Raw genomic sequence first — 20127 nt, forward strand, 5'->3', positions numbered from 1 at the left:
AACATTACTCGATACATCAAACGTTAAAGGGACGCTCAGCGTCCCTTTTTATTTGCAGAGTCCCGTTCAAATAGTTGAAGCATGCAAAATCATCCAATAGGTTTTGCCGATTGATTCAATAAGAACAAGCAATTTTTATAAACCATGACTTCATGTGAATATACATCTCGAAGGCAAGAGACAGAGATTGCCTAATCAAAAAAACTCTTAGGAAGGTAAAAAAACATGATTAACACTACTATCAAACCATTTAACGCAACGGCATTTAAAGACGGCAAGTTTGTAGAAATTTCTGAAAAAGACGTACTAGGCAAATGGGCAGTATTCTTCTTTTACCCAGCTGACTTCACATTCGTATGTCCAACTGAGCTAGGCGACCTAGCTGACCACTACGAAGAGCTTCAATCTCGTGGCGTAGAAGTTTACTCAGTATCAACTGACACTCACTTCACTCACAAAGCATGGCACGATAGCTCAGAAACAATCGGTAAGATCAACTACTTCATGGTTGGCGACCAAACTGGCAACATCACTAACAACTTCGGTGTTATGCGTGAAGGCCAAGGTCTAGCAGACCGCGCTACTTTCGTTATCGACCCACAAGGTGTTATCCAAGCTGTAGAAATCACAGCTGAAGGCATCGGTCGTGACGCAGAAGACCTACTACGTAAGATCAAAGCTGCACAATACGTTGCTTCTCACCCAGGTGAAGTATGTCCAGCTAAATGGAAAGAAGGCGAAGAAACTCTAGCTCCTTCTCTAGACCTAGTAGGCAAAATCTAAGCATAAAGCTTAAAACCTAATCCATTTGAAGTCGTTTAGCGGCTTCAAATAGGAAGGTTGCTGAATTAGAGAGCTGGTCAGGCAATGTACCTAACGACCTACGAGCTTGACTGGCTCTCCCCCTCAGCAAAATAAAAGAATTGAATTTATCCAGAGTGACCGCTCTCTTTAATAGAAATACGAATAGGTATAACAAAAAATGTTAGATCAGGCGATTAAACAACAATTAAAACAATATCTTAGCAACCTTAAAGAAGAAGTTCAGTTAGTGGTCAGCCTAGATGAAAGCAAGGCAGCAAATGATATCCAATCACTAGCTAACGAAATTGCAGAGCTAAGCGATTTAGTGACTGTGACTCGCGATGATGCAGCAAGCTCTCGCCGTCCAGTGATGACAGTGACAAACCCTAAGAAAGGTACTCAGCTACGTTTTGCTGGTCTTCCAATGGGACACGAGTTTACTTCTCTAGTATTGGCTCTACTTCACTCAGGTGGTCACCCAATTAAGCTAGAAGCTGAAACTATCGAACAAATTGCTAAATTAAACAAAAAGCTAGATGTAGAAATCTTTATTTCTCTATCTTGCCAAAACTGTCCTGACGTAGTGCAAGCGTTCAACATGATGTCGGCGATTAACCCTGACATTCGTACTACGATGATCGACGGTGCTCTGTTCCAAGATGAAGTGAAATCTCGCGACATCATGGCTGTACCAAGCGTATTCGTAAATGGCGAACTCTTTGGTCAAGGTCGTATGTCACTGACTGAAATCTTGAACAAGATTGATGATGGCGCAGCTGAAAAAGCAGCAGCAAGCCTAAACGAAAAAGAACCTTATGATGTTCTTGTTATCGGCGGTGGCCCTGGTGGTAGTGCAGCTGCGGTATACGCTGCTCGTAAAGGCATCCGTACAGGTGTTGTAGCTAAGCGTTTGGGCGGTCAAGTAATGGATACAATGGCAATCGAAAACTTTATTTCGGTTAAGCATACTGAAGGTCCAAAACTTGCGCATGATTTAGGTGAACACCTAAAAGAGTACGGTGTAGACATCATCACTGAGCAACAAGCTGACAGGCTAATGGGTGCTACTTACACAGAAGATGGTTACATCCACGTAAACCTTGAAAGCGGTGCGACACTTAAGAGTAAGAGTGTCATCCTAAGCCCAGGTGCACGTTGGAGAGAAATGAACGTTCCTGGTGAACAAGAATACCGTAACAAAGGCGTTGCTTACTGCCCACACTGTGACGGCCCACTATTCAAAGGCAAGAAAACAGCGGTAATTGGTGGCGGTAACTCAGGTATCGAAGCGGCAATTGACCTAGCTGGTATCGTTGAACATGTTACTGTTCTTGAGTTCGCTGACACTCTACGCGCAGACCAAGTGTTGATTAACAAGGCAAACTCTCTGCCAAACGTTGAAATCATCACAATGGCACAAACGACTGAAGTTGTTGGTGACGGTAAACGCGTAACAAGTTTGAAATACAAAGATCGCAATACAGACGAAATCAAAGAAATTGAATTGTCGGGTATCTTTGTACAAATCGGCCTTGTACCAAACACTGAATGGTTAAAGGATTCTGAAGTTAAGTTGTCTGCTCGTGGTGAAATCGAAGTGGGCAACCGTGGCGAAACTAGCATGGAAGGTGTCTTTGCTGCTGGTGACGCAACTACCGTACCTTACAAGCAAATCATTATTGCTATGGGCGAAGGTGCAAAAGCGAGTCTAGGTGCGTTTGATTACCTAATTCGAAAACAAGCTTAAATCATACATTTTATCTCCTATTAACGACAAAGGGCTCTACTTCGGTAGGGCTCTTTTTTTGTTTTATTTCTGTTATTGGATTGAAAAACTCATGCGATAACGCCACATAGGAAAACATAACCTAGGCTTGCACCTGCCCTATTGTTCCGTTATTGGAATTAATGCAGCCTACTTTTATATTTACCATTTTTTAATATGTTAACCATTTTTAAGTTTGCCACTTTTATGTTCACCACTTTACCGCTAAGGAACTTCCTTTGTCTGAAACGGATTTAAACGATATCAAGTTTACTGCGCATCACTTTTATTCTGGTGTCCGCAAGTTTCTTCCCATCTCACTTTTCGTAGCTATTTTCGGTGCCGCTTTCGGATTGGCGGCTTCACAAACTGGTTTAGACGACGTTTCCACTGTATTGATGAGTGCCGCGGTTTTTGCTGGTGCCTCTCAGTTTGGTAGTTTGGATTTATGGGGTACTGAAGTGCCTATTCTTCCGCTGGTTGTCACGGTCTTTGCTATTAACGCCAGACACTTATTGATGGGCGCATCGCTTTATCCTTGGTTAAAACATCTCAATCCGTTAAAGCGTTACGGCGTGATGATGGTGGCGTCAGATTCAAACTGGGCAATGTCATTACAGGCATTTAATAGCAGAGAATATGGGAAAGCATTGGGCATATTGCTTGGTGGCGGACTCACCATGTGGGTGTTTTGGATCGTCGGTACTTGGCTCGGTCTTTACTTCGGTAATTCTATCAGTGACCCAAAAGCCTTTGGTCTTGATATGGTGATGTCGTGCTTTCTGCTCACCATGGTTCTAGAAGGTAAAAAAGACCAGCGTACGATGATAATTTGGGGTGGCGCTGCCGTGGCGTCGGTTTTAGCTTATTTATATCTACCAGAAAACAGTCATGTTTTTGCTGGCGCCTTGGTCGGTGGTTTACTGGGAATTATTCTAAAGGAAGAAAAACATGAGCATTGATACCGCAGGTTCAGGCACCCTTTTCATTATTCTTATCATGGCACTGGTCACATTGGTGACTCGCTGGGGCGGTGTATTTGTCATGAGTTTTGTGCCGATTAATCACAAAGTACAACAGTTCATCGCGGCAATGTCTGGCTCAGTGTTGGTTGCGATTATTGCACCTTTGTTTATTCAAGGTGATATGGGAGCAAAACTTGCACTCGCGATGACCGCAATATTCGCTTTAACAACCAAGCGACCATTAACCGCAATTGCATTGGGTATTGCGATGGCCGCAGTAACAAGACAGATGCCTATTTGAATCATAGATTCCCCGAAATCCTATCGGTTTTTCTTGGCACCCAAAATTAACAATGAGCAATTTTGTTCAAGTTTTCGATTCAGCGACTAACTATACTGAGAACTATAGGAATCACACGATAAGGAAACAGTTTTGAGTGCCAATCAAGAAAATCGCTTTCACTTTAGCAGTAGTCATCAGCAACTAGTTACCACACTAGAAGCAACGATGAGCGATTTTTCTTATGCAAAACACGCCCATGAAGAGTATTCGATTGGTGTCACTTTGAAAGGACGCCAAGACTTCTTCTGCCAAAAGGCTTTTCATAAAAGTCCATCTGGTGGTGTATTACTCTTCAATCCTGAAGATGTTCACGATGGTCATTCTGGAGGCAGTGAAAATCTTGAATACGTCATGCTCTATATCCATCCCAATGAATTGAAACCTCTATTTCAAGCTCTGGGTTATGGAAAAGACACGACGCTTAGACTAGATAGTCCGCTAATGGATGATGCTGTGCTGAGACATCAGATCTTGTCCATGCACCAACTCGTCAGCGAACCGAATCACTCAACAATAGAGTTTGAAAGTGGACTGTTTCATATTGCTCAGTCACTGGTGGCTAAAGCAGGCAAACTAGACCAAGAATACTCTACCCCCTTGTCTCGAAAAGACAGCCTGCTGACTCGGGCAAAAGACTTCATCATTGGTCATATCGACCAAGATATATCTATTGATGATGTCGCGAACGCCGCCACTATGTCTAAATATCACTTTATCCGGCTATTTCATCGTCAGTTCGGTATCACACCTCACCAGTATGTATTGAACTGTCGCATTAACGCCGCACGTAAATATTTGGAGACTGGCTTACCTTCTAGCCATGTCGCGCAACTCTCTGGTTTTGCGGATAACAGCCATCTCAATCGTCATTTCAAAAGAACGTTTGGCATGACACCTAAACAATACCAGCTACAACTCTGTTCTTAATTCCATACATTTGGAGCTTTCAATGTTAGAAATTCTCGCTTATGCCATTGGTGTAATGTACACCCCTGGCCCGATCAACCTATTGGGTTTACACAGTGGATTAAACGGCAAAACCCGTGAACATATTGGCTTTTTCGCTGGTGTGGGATGCGCGATGTTGATCCTGTTTGTGTTTCTCGGCTTTCTTGGGCTTAAATTTATTAACCCTTCTCTACTGCCATACATCAGCCTGATTGGTTGCAGTTACATTGTTTATATTGCTTGGAAAGTGTTGCATGCAAACGTCAATGTTTCTGATAACAAAGCCATTGTCTCTGAGAAAACAGCTAGTGTGTCGATATTAAGTTTTACAAATGGCCTGATCATGCAACTGCTTAATCCGAAAGCACTGGTGGCAACAATGCCTATTTCAACCATTCAGTTTCCAGCCGCGGGTATCAGTGGCAGCTCTATTGTTGTTTGGTCAATTGGCTTAGCGATTCTCGCGTTCGGCGCTCCAAGCAGTTACTCATTGGTGGGAATGTTAATGGGCAAACGAATTGAGAATCCAATGTATTTCAAAACCTTCAATGTTTTGATGTCTGCGCTACTAATTTTTGTTGCAGCAAGTATCGGCTACGAGCACGTCTACATTAAGCTCATCCAACAGGTGTAATGCTATAAAAATGTGACTCTTATTACTCATTGTTTTTATTTAGGTTAACTAAACGTTGATACATTTTGATTCAAAAAAGCCTTTTCAGATCTAGCCAACTGATCAAAATATCGTCAATATTGAATGATAATTCTAAAAGTAAAACACTTTTTCATTTGGTAGTTTCAAAGGAAGTTTATGAGTATTAATAAGAAATTCATTTTTAGCATATCCCTGTTGATATGTTTATTTGCTGCGGTACTTGTGATATTTCAGGTCACTCATACCATTGCAACTGTTCATCAAACGGCGCAACAACATCAGGAAGAAGCCGTTGAAGATATCACTCGATTGCTCGATACAACCGACAGCATCATGTTGCAACGTGTTCAAAGTAGTATGAACTTGTTGAAAGAACGTAGTCTTGAGCTAGGTTCTCCAAGCCTTAAAGATACAGATAACGTTTCTGGTAAAACAGCTGCAAATCTATATTTCGGTGATAGTAAACAAACCAACCAATACGAATTGGTCGATAGCCTCACCAATGTGATGGGGGGAACAGCAACGTTGTTTTCTCGCACTAACGATGAATATGTCCGCATTTCAACCAATGTTAAGAAGGATGGGCAACGTGCAACAGGTACAATCCTTGCTCCTACTGGCAAAGCAATGCAAGCGATTAGCAAAGGGCAAAGCTTTTACGGCGAAGTTGATATCCTTGGGCAGCCATATATAGCGGGTTACGAGCCTATTATTGACAGTGGTAAAATAATTGGTATCTGGTATGTCGGTTATTCAGCGGACATGAAAGCGATTGCCGATGCGGTAAATAACGCAAGCGTGTTAGAGCAAGGCTTCGTTGCTTTGCTTGATGGCAAAGGCCAGCTTCGAATGTTTTCGGGGAATACCAATAAAGATGTCATAACAAAAGCGTTGGACGACAAAGACAACTGGAACATATCTCGTTCAACTTATACACCTTGGGGATATGAAATAGTCTCTGCTTATCCGAACGCAGAAGTGAGTGCCATGATTTGGAGTGCTTCCATCCAAAGCGTTTCGATAGTCTTAGGTATAGGTGTCATCCTGATTGCGTTCATTTCGCTTATGGTTCACAAAATCGTTGGCAAGCCACTCAAAGTCTACGTCGATGCTATTCACAACTTAGCAGACGGTGAAGGTGACCTTACCAAACGTTTTGAACAGCTCAGTAAAGATGAGTTAGGCGAGATGGCCTCAGGTTTCAACAGTCTTCTTGAGCGAATACATGAGACGATTAAACACTCCAAGGCAGCAGCAGAGAATGTCAATCAGTCTGCAAATCAATTACTAGCATTAGCAAACCAATCTTTGAACTCGATTACTTCTCAAAACAAAGATACAGAGCAAGTTGCTGCTGCGTCGCATGAAATGAGTATTTCAGCGCTCGACATCGCAAAAAACACGGTTGATGCTGAAAATAACGCCAATCAGGCTAATCAAGATGTCTATAAAGTAGGAGAAACACTGACTGCAACCATAGACAGTATCGAACATCAAGCAAGTAACATCGAAAGCTCAAGCCTTGTTGTACAAGAGCTGGTTGATGCCAGCGACAGTATCAGTAAGGTACTGACCGTTATTCGCGACATTGCTGAGCAAACGAACTTGTTAGCACTTAACGCAGCTATTGAAGCTGCTCGAGCTGGCGAGCAGGGTCGCGGTTTTGCGGTTGTTGCAGACGAAGTACGATTACTGGCGAGTAGAACTCAAACCTCTACGGAAGAGATTCGCAAGATGGTTGAGCGTTTACAGCACAGTGGAAAACAGGCTTCAGATCAGATGAACAACAGCCGTAAGGTAGCAGAGAGTAACGTTGCTCAGGCCAAAGCTGCAGATGAGGTGCTTAGAACAGTACTCTCTTCTGTCCATAACATCTCACAGTTGAATGCTGAGATAGCGAGCGCAGTAGAGCAACAACGATTCGTGGCTGAAGATGTGAGCAAAAACATAAACCTTATCCGAGAAGCTAGCGATCAAAACTTAACTTACAGCAGTGAAACTACACAAGCATGTAAAAGATTGCATGGGTTGGCTGCCGACCTGAGTTCACAACTGTCCCACTATAAAGTGTAAATATCATCACGCCGGTCATGCTCTATGACTGGCGTGAACCTCTTCTCTCGTGTTCTTTACTGACCTCATTTGCATTTCATCCCGCTTTAATACAATCCACTGCATTCAGAGAAAAACAGAAACATAAACACCGTGTTTCATATCATTTGTAACCCGAAATTGACTCAAAATATGTTTTGGGGATTCTATGTAAATTTTACCTACCGAAATAAATTTAAAGAATATATAGTCGGCGCAAATAGATTAATTATTCATATTGTTTATATTTTAAAGATTGCACATTGTCGGATGAGGGAGTCATGAATAAATTCAAATTACAAACTATCGGCACACTGAGCCTTCTCATTGCCGTCATTGTAGTTCTAATTGCTGCGCTAGATTATCGAGCTTTTAGAAACGAAAGCATTGCCCAACATAAAGAAATGTTAAGGGAACAGAATGCGACGATGGAGGCAACACTTCACTCCAAATTTGAAAGTTATCGCAGTGAACTGGCAGCACTAAGCACTTTTGAAGGCGATACCGAAGGTGGCAGTTTAGCCACACATGTTATTCGTCAGCTAAGAACTCTACAAAGGGTGCAGCAAGACGTCAGTGAAGCCGTATCAATTGTGACTAAAGATGGCAGTTTGTTTAATTCAGATGGTGAAAAACTCCCATTCAACGCGAAAGATATGAACCGCTCCTACTACAATGCAGTATTTAACGATGGCAAAGCGTTTTACGTTTCTGAGCCATTTAAATCTGCAACCAGCGGTAATTTTGTCATCGCTGTTATCTATAAATTGAATGACGAAACTGCAATTACCGCTAACATCAAAGCCAGTTCCGTATTAGGTACTTTTGCTGGCAAAACGGACATGTTCCTCTATGCTCACGACGGTACCATTTTACACTCGCCTTACCCTGAGTTGATTGGTAAAAATATCTTTAATGAACGTCCGCTTTATAAAGAGTTCAACGCTTCAAACCCTGAGCTAAGTTACAGCGCAGTTGTAAATGGTAAAAATACAGATTTCACCGCTTTCTGGACAAACTTAGAGATCAGCGGTTGGAGTTTCGTCACCTTTACGCCAAACAGCGAAATCGAACAAGGTGCTAACGACCAACTCGTCTATGCAGCTCTTACTGGCATCATCTGCATTATTTTAGCTAGCGCAATATTAATGGTGATTATCAATAAGCTTGTGCTAAGACCTGTAGGTGGCGCTCCAGATGAAATTGCTGCACTAATGAAAGAGATGGCAACGGGTGACCTTTCTCATAAGTTCACCCAAACGGGCAAAGAGACAGGGATTTATCTGTCACTAGTTAATCTTTCTGCTCAATTGTCGACTTTGATTAAAAACTCTTTAAGCATTTCAGAAAACGTATCATCTGCTGCGCAAGAGCTGAATGTTGTGATGAACGAAACCCAAAGCAACGCTCAAGATGAACTGCAACAAATGGAGCAAGTTTCTACCGCGATCAATGAGTTGTCTTCAACCTCTCAAGAAGTCAGTAACAAAGCAGTAATGGCAGAAGACGAAGCACGTAAGACTCAAAACAGCGTTGTAAGTGGCAAACAAACTCTTGAACAGAACATCAATTTAACCGATAAAATCAGCCAGTCAGTCACCAACACAGCGAGCATCGTTAGTGAGCTTGGTCAGTTGGTCTTGGAGATTGGTAGCGTTACTGAGGTGATCAACAACATTTCTGAGCAAACCAATTTGCTCGCGTTGAACGCGGCAATTGAAGCGGCTCGCGCCGGTGAACAAGGTCGTGGTTTCTCCGTTGTTGCGGATGAGGTTCGTGTCCTGGCAACACGAACTCAAGAATCCACAGTTAGTATTCAAAAGATTATTGAAAGACTGCGCGGTCAGTCCGACAAAGCGAATAAAAATATGATGGAAAACGTTGATCTGATTGAAGAATCAGTAGCACTTGCAGATCAAATCAAAGCCGCATTTGAAGAAATCGCATCAGCATCTCAATCGATTTCTGACATTAATACCTTGGTGGCAACGGCTTCTCAGCAACAGTTCGCGGTAACAGAAGAGATTTCTCAGTCTATTACCAACACATTTGACTTGGTGAACCGAAACGTATCAGCAATTCACCAAACGCTGCAAGCTTCTGCTGAACTTGCACAACTCGCAGAAGCTCAAACTAACGAGCTGGAGTATTTTAAAGTCTAGGTCGTTAATAACTCCTCTTCCCATCACTCAGTGATAGGAATGAGGAGATTGTTTCTTCTAAATACAGTCGGGTAATAATTGGCACAGTGCGTAACTTATTACCCGATTACTTGTTAAAAATTGCTCCCTTTCAAAATACCTACCTTTAATTAACTGAAAAATTTAGTTTTTCTTATTGGCACTTCCTTTGCCTACGCCTTTTACTCATATGCAATTTGCAGTGTTTAGAGGGTTAAATGGCAAAGCTTAATTTCACGTTAAATGTTGATGGACTACCGGATGAAACATTTGTCGTACGCGAATATACGGGCTATGAATCACTTTCAAATGTAGTTTTGGAGAACGGGGATTACTGCCATGGGTTTCGCTATTACATTGAGTTAGCCAGCAGGCATCCAAACATTTCTGCTGAGAAGGTGGTTGACCGAACTGCACATTTAACTCTCTTTAGGAACGGAGTTCCTGCGCAGCATGTAAACGGGATTGTCCGCTGTTTCAGTCAAGGTGATACAGGACACTCTCATTCCTATTATTCACTCACACTAGTCCCTTCACTAGAACGACTGTCACTGCGTCACAATAGCAGGATATTTCAATTTAAAACCGTGCCTGAAATCATCACAGTGTTATTAAAAGAGATGGGTATTCACGACGGAGTATTTTCATTAAAACGTCAGTGCAAAAAACGTGAGTTTTGCGTCCAATACCGTGAAAGTGATTTGGCTTTTATACAACGACTCTCTGCTGAAGAAGGTATCATTTACCACTATGTTCATAAGGATGGAAAACACGCGTTATTTTTTAGCGATAGCAGTAACAGTCAACCAAAGTTAAATGCACCAATAGCCTACAATGCTTCCTCGGGAGGGGTCGCTGATACTACATTCCTTTTTTCTCTCATAAAGAGCTATCAATCAGAGGTTGCCGAGGCTCAGCTTTGTGACTATAGCTTCAAAAAGCCCAATTATCTTTTCAGCCAAATGGGTGTAGGCACTGAATTAGATTACCAGTTTGATACCTACCAGCACTTTGATTTCCCAGGACGATTCAAAGACAACGAAAATGGTAAAACATACACGAACACGCGCTTAAGCTATTTGCGAAGGGAGGCACAAACCGCCATTGCTAAAAGTAATGAGCCAGCCCTCCAAGCCGGATATAGATTCGATTTAAATGAACATTTAGACGAAACCAATAATCGTGACTGGCTAGTCGTCTCTGTCAAACATTCTGGCACGCAGCCTCAAGCACTGGAAGAAGCTGGAGGACATGGCGCAACAACTTATACAAATACTCTAAAACTGATCCCTGCTCATTTAAGCTGGCAAGCAACACCGGTCGCTAAACCTCAGGTGGATGGCCCATGTATTGCGACTGTTGTCGGCCCAAAAGACGAAGAGATTTTCTGTGATGAACACGGACGTGTAAAGCTTCACTTCCCTTGGGATCGATACTCTAATGGTGACGAACACAGTTCGTGTTGGGTTCGAGTATCTCAAAGCTGGGCTGGAAGCCAATACGGTTTCATGGCTATACCTCGCGTGGGGCATGAGGTGATTGTGTCATTCTTAAATGGTGACCCTGACCAACCTATCGTTACAGGACGAACCTACCACGCAACAAACACACCTCCCTATCCGCTGCCGGATCACAAATCAAAAACGGTCATCCGGACAGAGACCCACAAAGGCAAGGGATTCAACGAACTGAGCTTCGAAGACCAGTCTGATAAAGAAAAGATCTACCTTCATGCACAAAAAGATTATGAAGCCGATGTGCTCAATGACCACTCAACTCATATAAAACACGATCAACATTTAACGGTCGATAACGACCAATTTATCCAAATAAAAAACAATCAACACACCACTATTGATGGCGAAAGCAGAATAAAGGTCACTCATGATTGCACTCAAATTGTTGATGGTAGCTACCATCATAAAATCAGAAATCTCTACGCACTCAGTACCGGGAATGAAGTTCATATCAAGAGCGGAGCCAAAATCGTCATTGAAGCTGGAGCTGAAATAACACTTAAAGCAGCAGGAAGTTTCGTAAAAATCGACGCCTCTGGCGTAAGTGTTGTAGGTCCATCAATAAATCTTAACTCTGGTGGTAGCGCTGGAAATGGAAGTGGGTTTAGAGGTCAAAAACCTATACTCCCAAACAGCGTTGAAGAGCGAAATCCACCTCGAGAAACTATCACTCGTGTGGCTTATCAACCATTACTTAATGCCGAAAATCGTCATGTCCCATCCGTCAAAACCTGCCCTAATGATAAAGGGAAAGTCATATGAACGAATGGATGTTGAATCACTCCGATAGCTCTTACTGGTTAGCGACTGCTGATTTATTTGAGCAAGCTATCAAAACTGGCTTGCCCGCAGATGGCTCTATTCCATTGTTCCATGGCGATTCATACCAAGATGTTATGCCATTGTCACCGTGGTTGGTCCCTAGCAAAGCTCTGGTTGTAATCAATGAGCAGCTTATACAACAAGGGATTTTATTAGAGTCCGATTACTCCGTCATAGATGTATTAGATCATCTACGCAGCTTACTTCTTGCTGGATTAGACGGTGAAGAAGTTCTATTTAGATTTTATGACCCTCGAGTTATCGCACCGATGTTAAACCTGATGCAAGAGTCCGAAAAATACTCATTTATGGGGAACATTAGAACCTTACTCTATTGGGATTCTGAAACTGTTATGACCTTGATTAACCCTCTAAACCATGATTACAAAAAAAATGACGAACCTTGGTGGGTTATTAAACCAAATCACTTGACTAACTTGTATCAATTGGACACTCATTGTCGGGTTTTAGAAAGGCGATTCTGGAGTGTTATTCCTGAAGTGATGGAAAAACACTTCTCATCGAATCAAATCATAAAAGATGCACTTTCCTACTCTAGCGAAAATCATTGGTCTCTGGAAAAAGCAGAGCTTTATGCGCTTTCTCAGCTACTCACATCTGTAAACGCTTCCATTGAAGACATCGCGTCAAAATTTCGCTTATCGATTAATGAAACTTCTACGCTCACAAAGTTTAGTAAGGTGGAAGCATGAGTTCATTAGGTGTAAACCCATATTGCATTAACTGTGAGCAGAAAAATCACTGGATAGAAATTGTCATTCGTGATGAACACAATCGTGCATTCTCTAATATAAAAGGGATATTGGTTGATGGTAGTGGAGAAGCGTATCCGATAACTGTTGGTGAAAAACCAATATTAATTAGTTCACTTGCCGCTGGTCGCGTATCAATAACTTTTGACACCAATTTATGGGTAAATGAAACTCAAAAACGTCTGCCTGCAGAGGACAAGAGAAAAGCGTTTAGTGAATGGAGTAAAGAGCATCCAAATGGATATAATAACTCACCATGGATACATCAGACCCTAGCTTTAGGGGATTTCGTTGAGGACGACCCAACGTTGACTATCCCTACTCGCCATCAAGCAAATGCATGTGGCAAGCCAAATCTAGTAACAGACAAGAGCTACTATGTAACCATTCAAGGATGCCGCTATATTACATTACGCTTTGGTGTTTTTTTTGATGGCACAGCAAACAATACTTACAGCGCAAAATGGGGAAAACAAAAACTCGATGAACATGCCAATGTTTGGCGAGCATCCTATGACGCATCGAAAGCTATTCTAATCAAGAAAGGGATTCATAAGGAACAATTGGCCGCCATTGATCTCATTGATAAGTGTTTTGAATACCCGCCGGAAGTAGAAAAGCAAGAATGCGTCAGTGCAAAAAACGAACTTACCAACATCCAAAAGTTATTTGATTTATACACACATAACGAATTTAACGATGATGAGACCACCTATTATCACGCTCAATATGTGACAGGAATCGGTACTGGAAACAGTACAGAAATAGCTCCTGCTGATGAAGATAAAGCAAGTGGTCAAGGTATGGGGATTGGTAAGTATGGCGTTTTGGAAAAAGTAAAAACTGGAATAGAGCAAATTTGCAGTCAAGTAGAGCTTATTGTTTCAGATATAAAAAGAAAGTTTGCTGTTGACGGCTTTAGTAGCGTTGAATTCGATGTGTTTGGTTTCAGTCGAGGCGCGGCAGCGGCAAGACACTTTATAAATACAGTACTAGATAGCAAAGATAAATTATTCCAAGAACCGTTCACTCAAGCATGTAAATCCCATGGGATCTATTTAACTCATAATTTCAACTGGAACAGCAATGATAACTGTTACATAACCTTTGCAGGATTGTTTGATACTGTTGCTGCCGTTGCGAATTTGTGGGATTTGGACATTTCAGCCCATGATAATGATAACGACCCAATTAAGCTTTGGATAAATCCAGAACGCGTGAAAAGAGCTGTTCATTTAATAGCAAACAGACAAACTGAATACCGCCACAACTTCAGTGTTAACTTATTAAATAAAGCACCACACTTTGACGAGATAATAGTGCCAGGGGCACATTCAGATATAGGCGGTGGCTACTATTCAAGACAGTCTTTTAGTGACAAGGATTACTTATTACCTATTCTTGAAAACCAATTAATTAAGTCAATTTCTGAACACAACATTCCTCGTTTTGAAGAAAAACGCATTATTAAATCTATCTCTACAAGGCTAGAAAAGGTCATCGAGTTTGACGCATCACATGGCTGGAGTAAAGGCAGGTATCTGGTTCTAAAACCTCAAATACGCTTTACTGGGAAAGACAAAAAATTTGCAAAAATGGATTTACTCTACCGCAGCTGCACAGAAGGAGATTTATCTCGATTGTACTTAAGAGTGATGTTCGGACTTGCAGTGCATCATGGTGTCCCTTTCGATGATTCGGAAGGTAGTAACGTGGTATGGAACAAGTCCAATGATAGTAATATTGGTAAAGTGCAATACTACACAATCCCTACGAGTCTGTATCATCCAAACAAAAATGCTCCCCGTTTCCCTTTTGGTGAATTTTGCCAACGCGCTATGGACATAGCCAAATCAGGTAACATTATTGAATTGCAAGAGACTCTCCGTTCTCCAAAACTCACAGAACTCTTCCAGTCTCTTAACCTTATACATCATTCCTCAAATGAAAGCTTGAGTAGCGGAATAATCAAACCATTTAAACCTAATTTGAAAGATAACCGCTATTTTAGAGAGGAGTACGAATGTGAAGTGTAACTTTAAGATTGTTGCAATACTTGCACTAATCCCTGCAATTACAGCTTGCTCAGCCAAAGCAGATTTCCCTAGCGACGAACGTTTTCATCCATGGAGAATAGGAGTCGCGATACCATGGGTCTATGTATCCGGTGTAACTGAAGCCTATGGAGTAAATGAAAAGAATGATTGGACAAGTTTAATGCTGCCATACAGTCAGCTACTGTTAAGCGATGGCAGAAGGAACATAAATAAAATTAGGAAAGACCTCCAGCAGCAAGATTACCAAGGATACGGTATTGCACTCGGACATTCAGATTTCACTCCAAGTCAAATGGGGCTGGGCTACAAGACTCTACCAGATGAAATATATATCTACTGGAACTCAAGTTTTACTAACAGTCATTACGCAACTGTAGTCAAAGTTACTCAACAAATGAAAACAGCGATGAAAAAGCCTTATCCTCATACTTGGCTTGAAGGACAAAACTGCTATCAAACCACTTTTAAGTTTGGATTGTTACCCGATGGACGAGCAAAACTTTGGCTAGAAGGCTGCAATATATATACGTATGTCGGAGTTTTTGATCCTGTTCGAGCCCAACTAAGAAGTAAAAACTGGACGAAAGAAACGTCAAACGCCTATATAGCGGCACAACAGGAAGGCTTGAACATTGACCCTATTCCTTGGGAGAAAGTAGACAAAGTTTGGTACAACGAAAAACGAGATAAAATGCAAACGCTTGAAGAGGCTCTCAGATAATCAATCAATATGATTGCTGTTATTTCAACTATTTTGGAGCAGCGAAGACTTTCTATTGATAGTGTTACAAATAAACCATTTGTACTTTAAGCATTCTTTACGTATCAAAAATCTTTAACTAATAGCCTCAACTAACAATTATTAATTGAGGCTATTACTAAAAAGTTATTGTACACAAAGGGTATAACAACGTGTTTGAGCTTCACCTAAACTGTTTTCACCACCTATGATGTACATTCGTCGATCAATAGAAACGCACAACCCATAGGCCAGTCCATCACCAAATTCACCTGAAAAATGCCAGTTTGAACCGTCATATTTCCAGATCTTATTTGTATAGTGCTTGGTCAAACCTTTATGAGCATACAGTTTACCTTCTTTAAAGTTTGATTGACTGCCAATAAAGTAGGCTCCACCGTAAACATAAATTTCTTTATTAATGCTCGCGGAAAAATGCCCCGCTAAACCTTCATGCTCATAATCAACATCACAGATAGCGGCACATAAAACACTTTTAGTAACTAAATCACCATCAAACTCAAATTGTTTAGTATCTAAACTTCTGAGGCCTGGTTTCATTTCGCCCTCTATTAACGTGATCGTATTGCCCTCTTTAGAGATTGCTGACCCACAATTAGCATGAAAAGAGTTTCGCCCAACGACTATCCAGCGGTTATGTGTGGGAGAATAACGCCATATATCTTGATTCCATCCATAGTCATCGACTCGTTGCGTCATAAACTCAGTTAGCACTTGTCTATGTTTTTCCGGTTCTTCAAGAGAATTTATCTCGGAGATTTCTAATACGAAGTTGTCGAATGTTTCTTTACCATATCCACCAAAAAAGACGATTTCACCCGTATCTAAACTACAACAAGAAGCTCCTAACAAACCAACTGGTACGTCACCTCCCAATTGGCGCCAAGTATTTGTGTCACTATCAAAAACATAACTATCCAGTAATACACTAGGAATGTTCTTTCCTGCTTCAATACCTGCACCAGAAAACACATACAACTTATGGTTACTTACCGTAAACGCTGCATCATCCCTCGGGCATCCCGGAAACTCAGGTGCAGATTGCCAACCTTTACTAGGACAGTCCAAGTCAAAGACAAACAGTTGTCTTCCAGCACTTCCAAGCCCTATGTATATCTTTCGTCCTAACACACCGCCGACACCGTGTTTAATGCCAATGGGTAAATTTGCAATTGAGTCGATCACTAACGACATTTTTCCCTCTTTGATTAATCGGTAATAGACACTTTTGAACCATCCCAAGCCAACAAATATACTTTATTGCTCTGGGTTCTATCACTCTTCTCACCACCAGCGATGAGAACGCCTTTTGTCGTAGTAAATGAAGCGCCATAAGCTAACCCTTCAGATAAGCTATTGGTTCTTGACCACACTCCGTCTTTTTCAATATACATTTCAGGGTTGAATGCTTTAGGAAGGCCTTCATGAGCAAACATTTTTCCTCTCTCGAAGGCCGCTTTTGCACCGTGGAAGTTGGCACCACCCGCAACAATCGTTACACCATTACTTTTGCCTGCAAATGCACCTGCTACTCCTTCTTGAATAGTTGATCCATCAGGTGCAGGTAAAGAATGTAAACTACTCCATGGCTGAGCTTGTCCATAGCTGAACTGTTTGACTTCAGCAGTTCTCAAGCCGGGTTTAATCTCGCCACTGATTAATGTGGCTGCACCACCATCTGCAACTATTGCGGCACCGCAATTTGCAAAATATGGTGAAATGCCGACTACACTCCAAGTCTGATTTTGAGGGTCAAAACTCAGCACTTTTTGATTCCAATTGTAATCAGCTGGCTTCATGCCCATGTAATCATTTACTATTTTTTGCCAAACTTCGGGATTGGTTTTTTGATCAGTTGTGGAGATATTGTGCAGATAGCTATCGAAGTACTTTTTGTTGTATCCACCAAAGAAAATGATTTTCTTGTCGTCAGGCGAATAAGAAGACGCTCCTAACAATCCCACCGGTGATGTACTTTGCATCTGTTTCCATGTATTGCTGTTTGAGTCATATTTGAAGATAGAATCGAAAAGCACTGGTGATACATCTGAATCACTCGTTTTCCCCGAACCTCCAAATACGTATACATCGCTACCTACAGCCGATGCGGTTGCTCCGCTTCTTGGCGCTCCAATAAACTCTGCCTGCTTTTGCCAACCTCTGGAAACGTTATTCAAGTCCAACATATAAAACTCTTTACCCGCAGAACCGAGCCCCACAAATACTCGGTCCCCTATCTGGGCGCTAATTCCATCTTTAAATCCAAACGGCAGATCTGGCCATTGATTGTCCGCATAGGCCTGTGTACTGAAAGCCATAGTTGCAGCCAGTAGTGAAGTACAAATTAAGCGTATTTTCATAGTCATATTTATTTCCTAGTTAGATACTTAGCCGTACTGCGTGAGGCATCTCACTAGCCAGATTGATTGTTCAGAGAAACTAATTATCGATCAATGAAAAAATATTTCTTTGATTGATGTACCAATAAAAATTATTTTTATTTAAATATATTAAAAAAGCCCATTTAGATATGGGCTTTAGAAATTATGTGTAACTTCAGAAGGGTGTTAGCTATTCATCAGAGGTAGAACAACTTCTGCGGTTTCGAACACTGACTCAGAATACTCTGGATAGATGTCTAATAACGTATTGATGAGTGCATCAACCAAGAGCAACGCTCCCACTTTAGAAGAGAAAGCTCCGCCAGTAAGCGGACCTTCTGGACGAGCTGCCACTAACATCTCATCGGAAATCGACGATAGAGGACTATGACTAATGTTGGTCAGCGACACAACAGGCACGCCGCGTCGATGAGCTTGGCTAGCTGCATGGATGACCTCTTTCGTAGAACCGGAACTTGATACCGAGAACCATAAGTCACCTTTTGTACTGCGTCCCGCGCTCATAGAGGCCAAATGAGTGTCTTCGTACATAATAGCTTTCTTACCAATACGTACGAGCCGATAAGCTAAATAACGACCAACAATGCTAGAAGCCCCCACACCTACACATCCAATAAACTGGGAGGTATGAACCAGTTCACAGATACGTTTAAGTGAAGCTCGGTCAATCAATTTCGCTGTATCTAAAAGACTATCGACGGCACTTTGTGCAGAGATATCACAGATATCTCCGTCCATGATTGGCTGCGTTGCACTTGCTGTTTGGCTAAGGTCAACTGCTAATGCCATTCTGAAATCAGAGTAGCCTTTATAGCCCAAATCCCTACACAAACGAACAACTGTTGCTTCACTCGTTTTAGTATTTCGCGCTAAATCTGTAATAGTTTGATACTGAACGTCATGTGCATTTTCCAACACATAGTCAGCGACCAATCTAAGTTTTTTACTTAACGGTTCAATATTGGAACGCAACCGAACCAGTAAGTTTTTAGGCAAATTCACGGGGCATCCTTAACAATAATTTGGCTCCCAATAAAGTATCAAAGACCTATATCTATTAATACACTAACGAGATGATTTGTTTCTAAATTCTAAAGTTTGGGGGAGATTTACTCCCCCACGTGCCATTATAAAAACATAAATCCAGCATCTTTCATTTTTGCAAGTACGTCTGATTTTTGTTTATCCGTTAAAGAGCGGATTGGCTGGCGAGGATTACCAGCGTCAATTCCATGCAGTTGCATAGCGACTTTACCCGCAGCGACACCGCCGTATTCAACCAGTACTCGGATGATGGCAATAACTTTATCCATAAGCGAAGCAACTTCATCTTGTTTCCCTTGATTAAAGGCATCGATGATTTTTAGATATAAAGGAGCAGCATAATTATAAGTGCTACCTACAGCACCCACCGCTCCTACAGCCAATCCCGCTGGCAAAAATTCATCGACACCAAAGGGAACGTCAAATTTGCCATTCGAAACGCGAATACAGCGTTGGTACTCGTAAAGATCAGAATTATTGAACTTTGCTCCAGATAAGTTAGGGATACGTTGTTCACCCTTAATTAAAAACTGCTCAAGATCCAGATTCACACCAGACATACCAGAGTGATAGTAATAGAAACCTTTTGACGGAGCTGCCGCTGCAATTTGCGCGCAATATTCTACAAGATCGTCAACATTTCCAGGTCTAAAGAAACAAGGGCCAATTGCAGAAGTCGCTAGAATATCGAGAGTTTCCGCGTGCTCTGTTAAATTAATTGAATCAACAATACTTAGAGCACCTGTATGGAGGATCAAATCTAGCTTACCGTCTGCAGCTTTTACCCAGCGCTCAGCAATTGCTTTACGCTCTTCTACCGAGCAATGGATACCCTCGCCTGTCGTACCACAAACGTATGCACCTTTTACACCCTGAGCAATCAACAGTTCAGCAATTTGGTCAATCGCAGCAAAGTTAACCTTGTTGTCCGCAGTAAACGGAGTATGAGGAGCAGCAATCAGGCCAGTTAATTTTTTCATTTCATTTACCTTAAATATTTA

General features: G+C 41.7%; 16 protein-coding genes. 12 read left to right on the top strand and 4 right to left on the bottom strand.

What is annotated here, in order from left to right:
* The first annotated feature begins 225 nt into the window (after positions 1 to 225).
* The 12 genes from ahpC to ACOSVQ_RS03660 all read left to right on the top strand — a co-directional run bounded on the left by ahpC (position 226) and on the right by ACOSVQ_RS03660 (position 15641).
* Entirely contained in the window at positions 226 to 783 is a 558-nt protein-coding gene (gene ahpC, locus ACOSVQ_RS03605) for an alkyl hydroperoxide reductase subunit C (protein ID WP_171138770.1), read from the top strand.
* Between the two features lie 199 nt (positions 784 to 982).
* A complete protein-coding gene (gene ahpF, locus ACOSVQ_RS03610) occupies positions 983 to 2551 on the top strand; it encodes an alkyl hydroperoxide reductase subunit F (RefSeq protein WP_491981217.1) in 1569 nt (522 codons plus the stop codon).
* A gap of 257 nt (positions 2552 to 2808) precedes the next feature.
* Entirely contained in the window at positions 2809 to 3531 is a 723-nt protein-coding gene (locus tag ACOSVQ_RS03615) for an AzlC family ABC transporter permease (protein ID WP_491981218.1), read from the top strand.
* A complete protein-coding gene (locus tag ACOSVQ_RS03620; protein ID WP_165311789.1) occupies positions 3521 to 3835 on the top strand; it encodes an AzlD family protein in 315 nt (104 codons plus the stop codon). Before ACOSVQ_RS03615 ends, ACOSVQ_RS03620 begins: the two co-directional genes overlap by 11 nt.
* A gap of 132 nt (positions 3836 to 3967) precedes the next feature.
* Entirely contained in the window at positions 3968 to 4804 is an 837-nt protein-coding gene (locus ACOSVQ_RS03625) for a helix-turn-helix domain-containing protein (protein WP_491981219.1), read from the top strand.
* Positions 4805 to 4826: 22 nt separating this feature from the next.
* The gene (locus tag ACOSVQ_RS03630; protein WP_491981220.1) at positions 4827 to 5459 is read left to right on the top strand and encodes a LysE family translocator; all 633 of its coding nucleotides are present in this window, start codon (positions 4827 to 4829) and stop codon (positions 5457 to 5459) included.
* A gap of 177 nt (positions 5460 to 5636) precedes the next feature.
* Positions 5637 to 7553, top strand: coding sequence for a methyl-accepting chemotaxis protein (locus ACOSVQ_RS03635; protein WP_491981221.1), 1917 nt, complete (start codon positions 5637 to 5639; stop codon positions 7551 to 7553).
* Between the two features lie 299 nt (positions 7554 to 7852).
* Positions 7853 to 9733 (top strand): methyl-accepting chemotaxis protein, encoded by a 1881-nt coding sequence (locus ACOSVQ_RS03640; RefSeq protein ID WP_491981222.1) that lies wholly within the window; start codon positions 7853 to 7855, stop codon positions 9731 to 9733.
* A gap of 236 nt (positions 9734 to 9969) precedes the next feature.
* A complete protein-coding gene (tssI, locus tag ACOSVQ_RS03645; RefSeq protein WP_491981223.1) occupies positions 9970 to 12030 on the top strand; it encodes a type VI secretion system tip protein TssI/VgrG in 2061 nt (686 codons plus the stop codon).
* Positions 12027 to 12803: a DUF4123 domain-containing protein gene (locus tag ACOSVQ_RS03650; protein WP_491981224.1), complete on the top strand. Its 777-nt coding sequence runs from the start codon at positions 12027 to 12029 to the stop codon at positions 12801 to 12803. Before tssI ends, ACOSVQ_RS03650 begins: the two co-directional genes overlap by 4 nt.
* On the top strand, positions 12800 to 14899 hold the full coding sequence (locus tag ACOSVQ_RS03655) for a phospholipase effector Tle1 domain-containing protein (RefSeq protein ID WP_491981225.1): 2100 nt from the start codon (positions 12800 to 12802) through the stop codon (positions 14897 to 14899). The genes ACOSVQ_RS03650 and ACOSVQ_RS03655 overlap by 4 nt, the downstream gene beginning before the upstream one ends.
* Positions 14889 to 15641, top strand: a complete 753-nt coding sequence (locus ACOSVQ_RS03660; protein ID WP_491981226.1) for a DUF2931 family protein — start codon at positions 14889 to 14891, stop codon at positions 15639 to 15641. The genes ACOSVQ_RS03655 and ACOSVQ_RS03660 overlap by 11 nt, the downstream gene beginning before the upstream one ends.
* Before the next feature lie 165 nt (positions 15642 to 15806).
* On the opposite strand, the gene ACOSVQ_RS03665 is transcribed toward ACOSVQ_RS03660, so the two are convergent.
* The 4 genes from ACOSVQ_RS03665 to ACOSVQ_RS03680 all read right to left on the bottom strand — a co-directional run bounded on the left by ACOSVQ_RS03665 (position 15807) and on the right by ACOSVQ_RS03680 (position 20106).
* Positions 15807 to 16874 (bottom strand): YjhT family mutarotase, encoded by a 1068-nt coding sequence (locus ACOSVQ_RS03665; RefSeq protein ID WP_491981227.1) that lies wholly within the window; start codon positions 16872 to 16874, stop codon positions 15807 to 15809.
* A gap of 14 nt (positions 16875 to 16888) precedes the next feature.
* Complete coding sequence (locus ACOSVQ_RS03670) at positions 16889 to 18046, bottom strand: N-acetylneuraminate epimerase (RefSeq protein WP_491981228.1); 1158 nt, start codon at positions 18044 to 18046, stop codon at positions 16889 to 16891.
* A 201-nt stretch (positions 18047 to 18247) separates the two neighbouring features.
* Positions 18248 to 19084 (bottom strand): MurR/RpiR family transcriptional regulator, encoded by an 837-nt coding sequence (locus ACOSVQ_RS03675; RefSeq protein WP_491981229.1) that lies wholly within the window; start codon positions 19082 to 19084, stop codon positions 18248 to 18250.
* Between the two features lie 125 nt (positions 19085 to 19209).
* Positions 19210 to 20106 (bottom strand): dihydrodipicolinate synthase family protein, encoded by an 897-nt coding sequence (locus tag ACOSVQ_RS03680; RefSeq protein WP_491981230.1) that lies wholly within the window; start codon positions 20104 to 20106, stop codon positions 19210 to 19212.
* Positions 20107 to 20127: the final 21 nt, after the last annotated feature.

This window comes from Vibrio sp. HM8-C (genome assembly GCF_058630515.1).

Coding starts and splice junctions, on each gene's coding strand:
- ahpC (WP_171138770.1), top strand. CDS start 226: ATGATTAACACTACTATCAAACCATTTAACGCAACGGCATTTAAAGAC.
- ahpF (WP_491981217.1), top strand. CDS start 983: ATGTTAGATCAGGCGATTAAACAACAATTAAAACAATATCTTAGCAAC.
- ACOSVQ_RS03620 (WP_165311789.1), top strand. CDS start 3,521: ATGAGCATTGATACCGCAGGTTCAGGCACCCTTTTCATTATTCTTATC.
- ACOSVQ_RS03630 (WP_491981220.1), top strand. CDS start 4,827: ATGTTAGAAATTCTCGCTTATGCCATTGGTGTAATGTACACCCCTGGC.
- ACOSVQ_RS03635 (WP_491981221.1), top strand. CDS start 5,637: ATGAGTATTAATAAGAAATTCATTTTTAGCATATCCCTGTTGATATGT.
- ACOSVQ_RS03640 (WP_491981222.1), top strand. CDS start 7,853: ATGAATAAATTCAAATTACAAACTATCGGCACACTGAGCCTTCTCATT.
- tssI (WP_491981223.1), top strand. CDS start 9,970: ATGGCAAAGCTTAATTTCACGTTAAATGTTGATGGACTACCGGATGAA.
- ACOSVQ_RS03650 (WP_491981224.1), top strand. CDS start 12,027: ATGAACGAATGGATGTTGAATCACTCCGATAGCTCTTACTGGTTAGCG.
- ACOSVQ_RS03655 (WP_491981225.1), top strand. CDS start 12,800: ATGAGTTCATTAGGTGTAAACCCATATTGCATTAACTGTGAGCAGAAA.
- ACOSVQ_RS03665 (WP_491981227.1), bottom strand. CDS start 16,874: ATGTCGTTAGTGATCGACTCAATTGCAAATTTACCCATTGGCATTAAA.
- ACOSVQ_RS03670 (WP_491981228.1), bottom strand. CDS start 18,046: ATGACTATGAAAATACGCTTAATTTGTACTTCACTACTGGCTGCAACT.
- ACOSVQ_RS03680 (WP_491981230.1), bottom strand. CDS start 20,106: ATGAAAAAATTAACTGGCCTGATTGCTGCTCCTCATACTCCGTTTACT.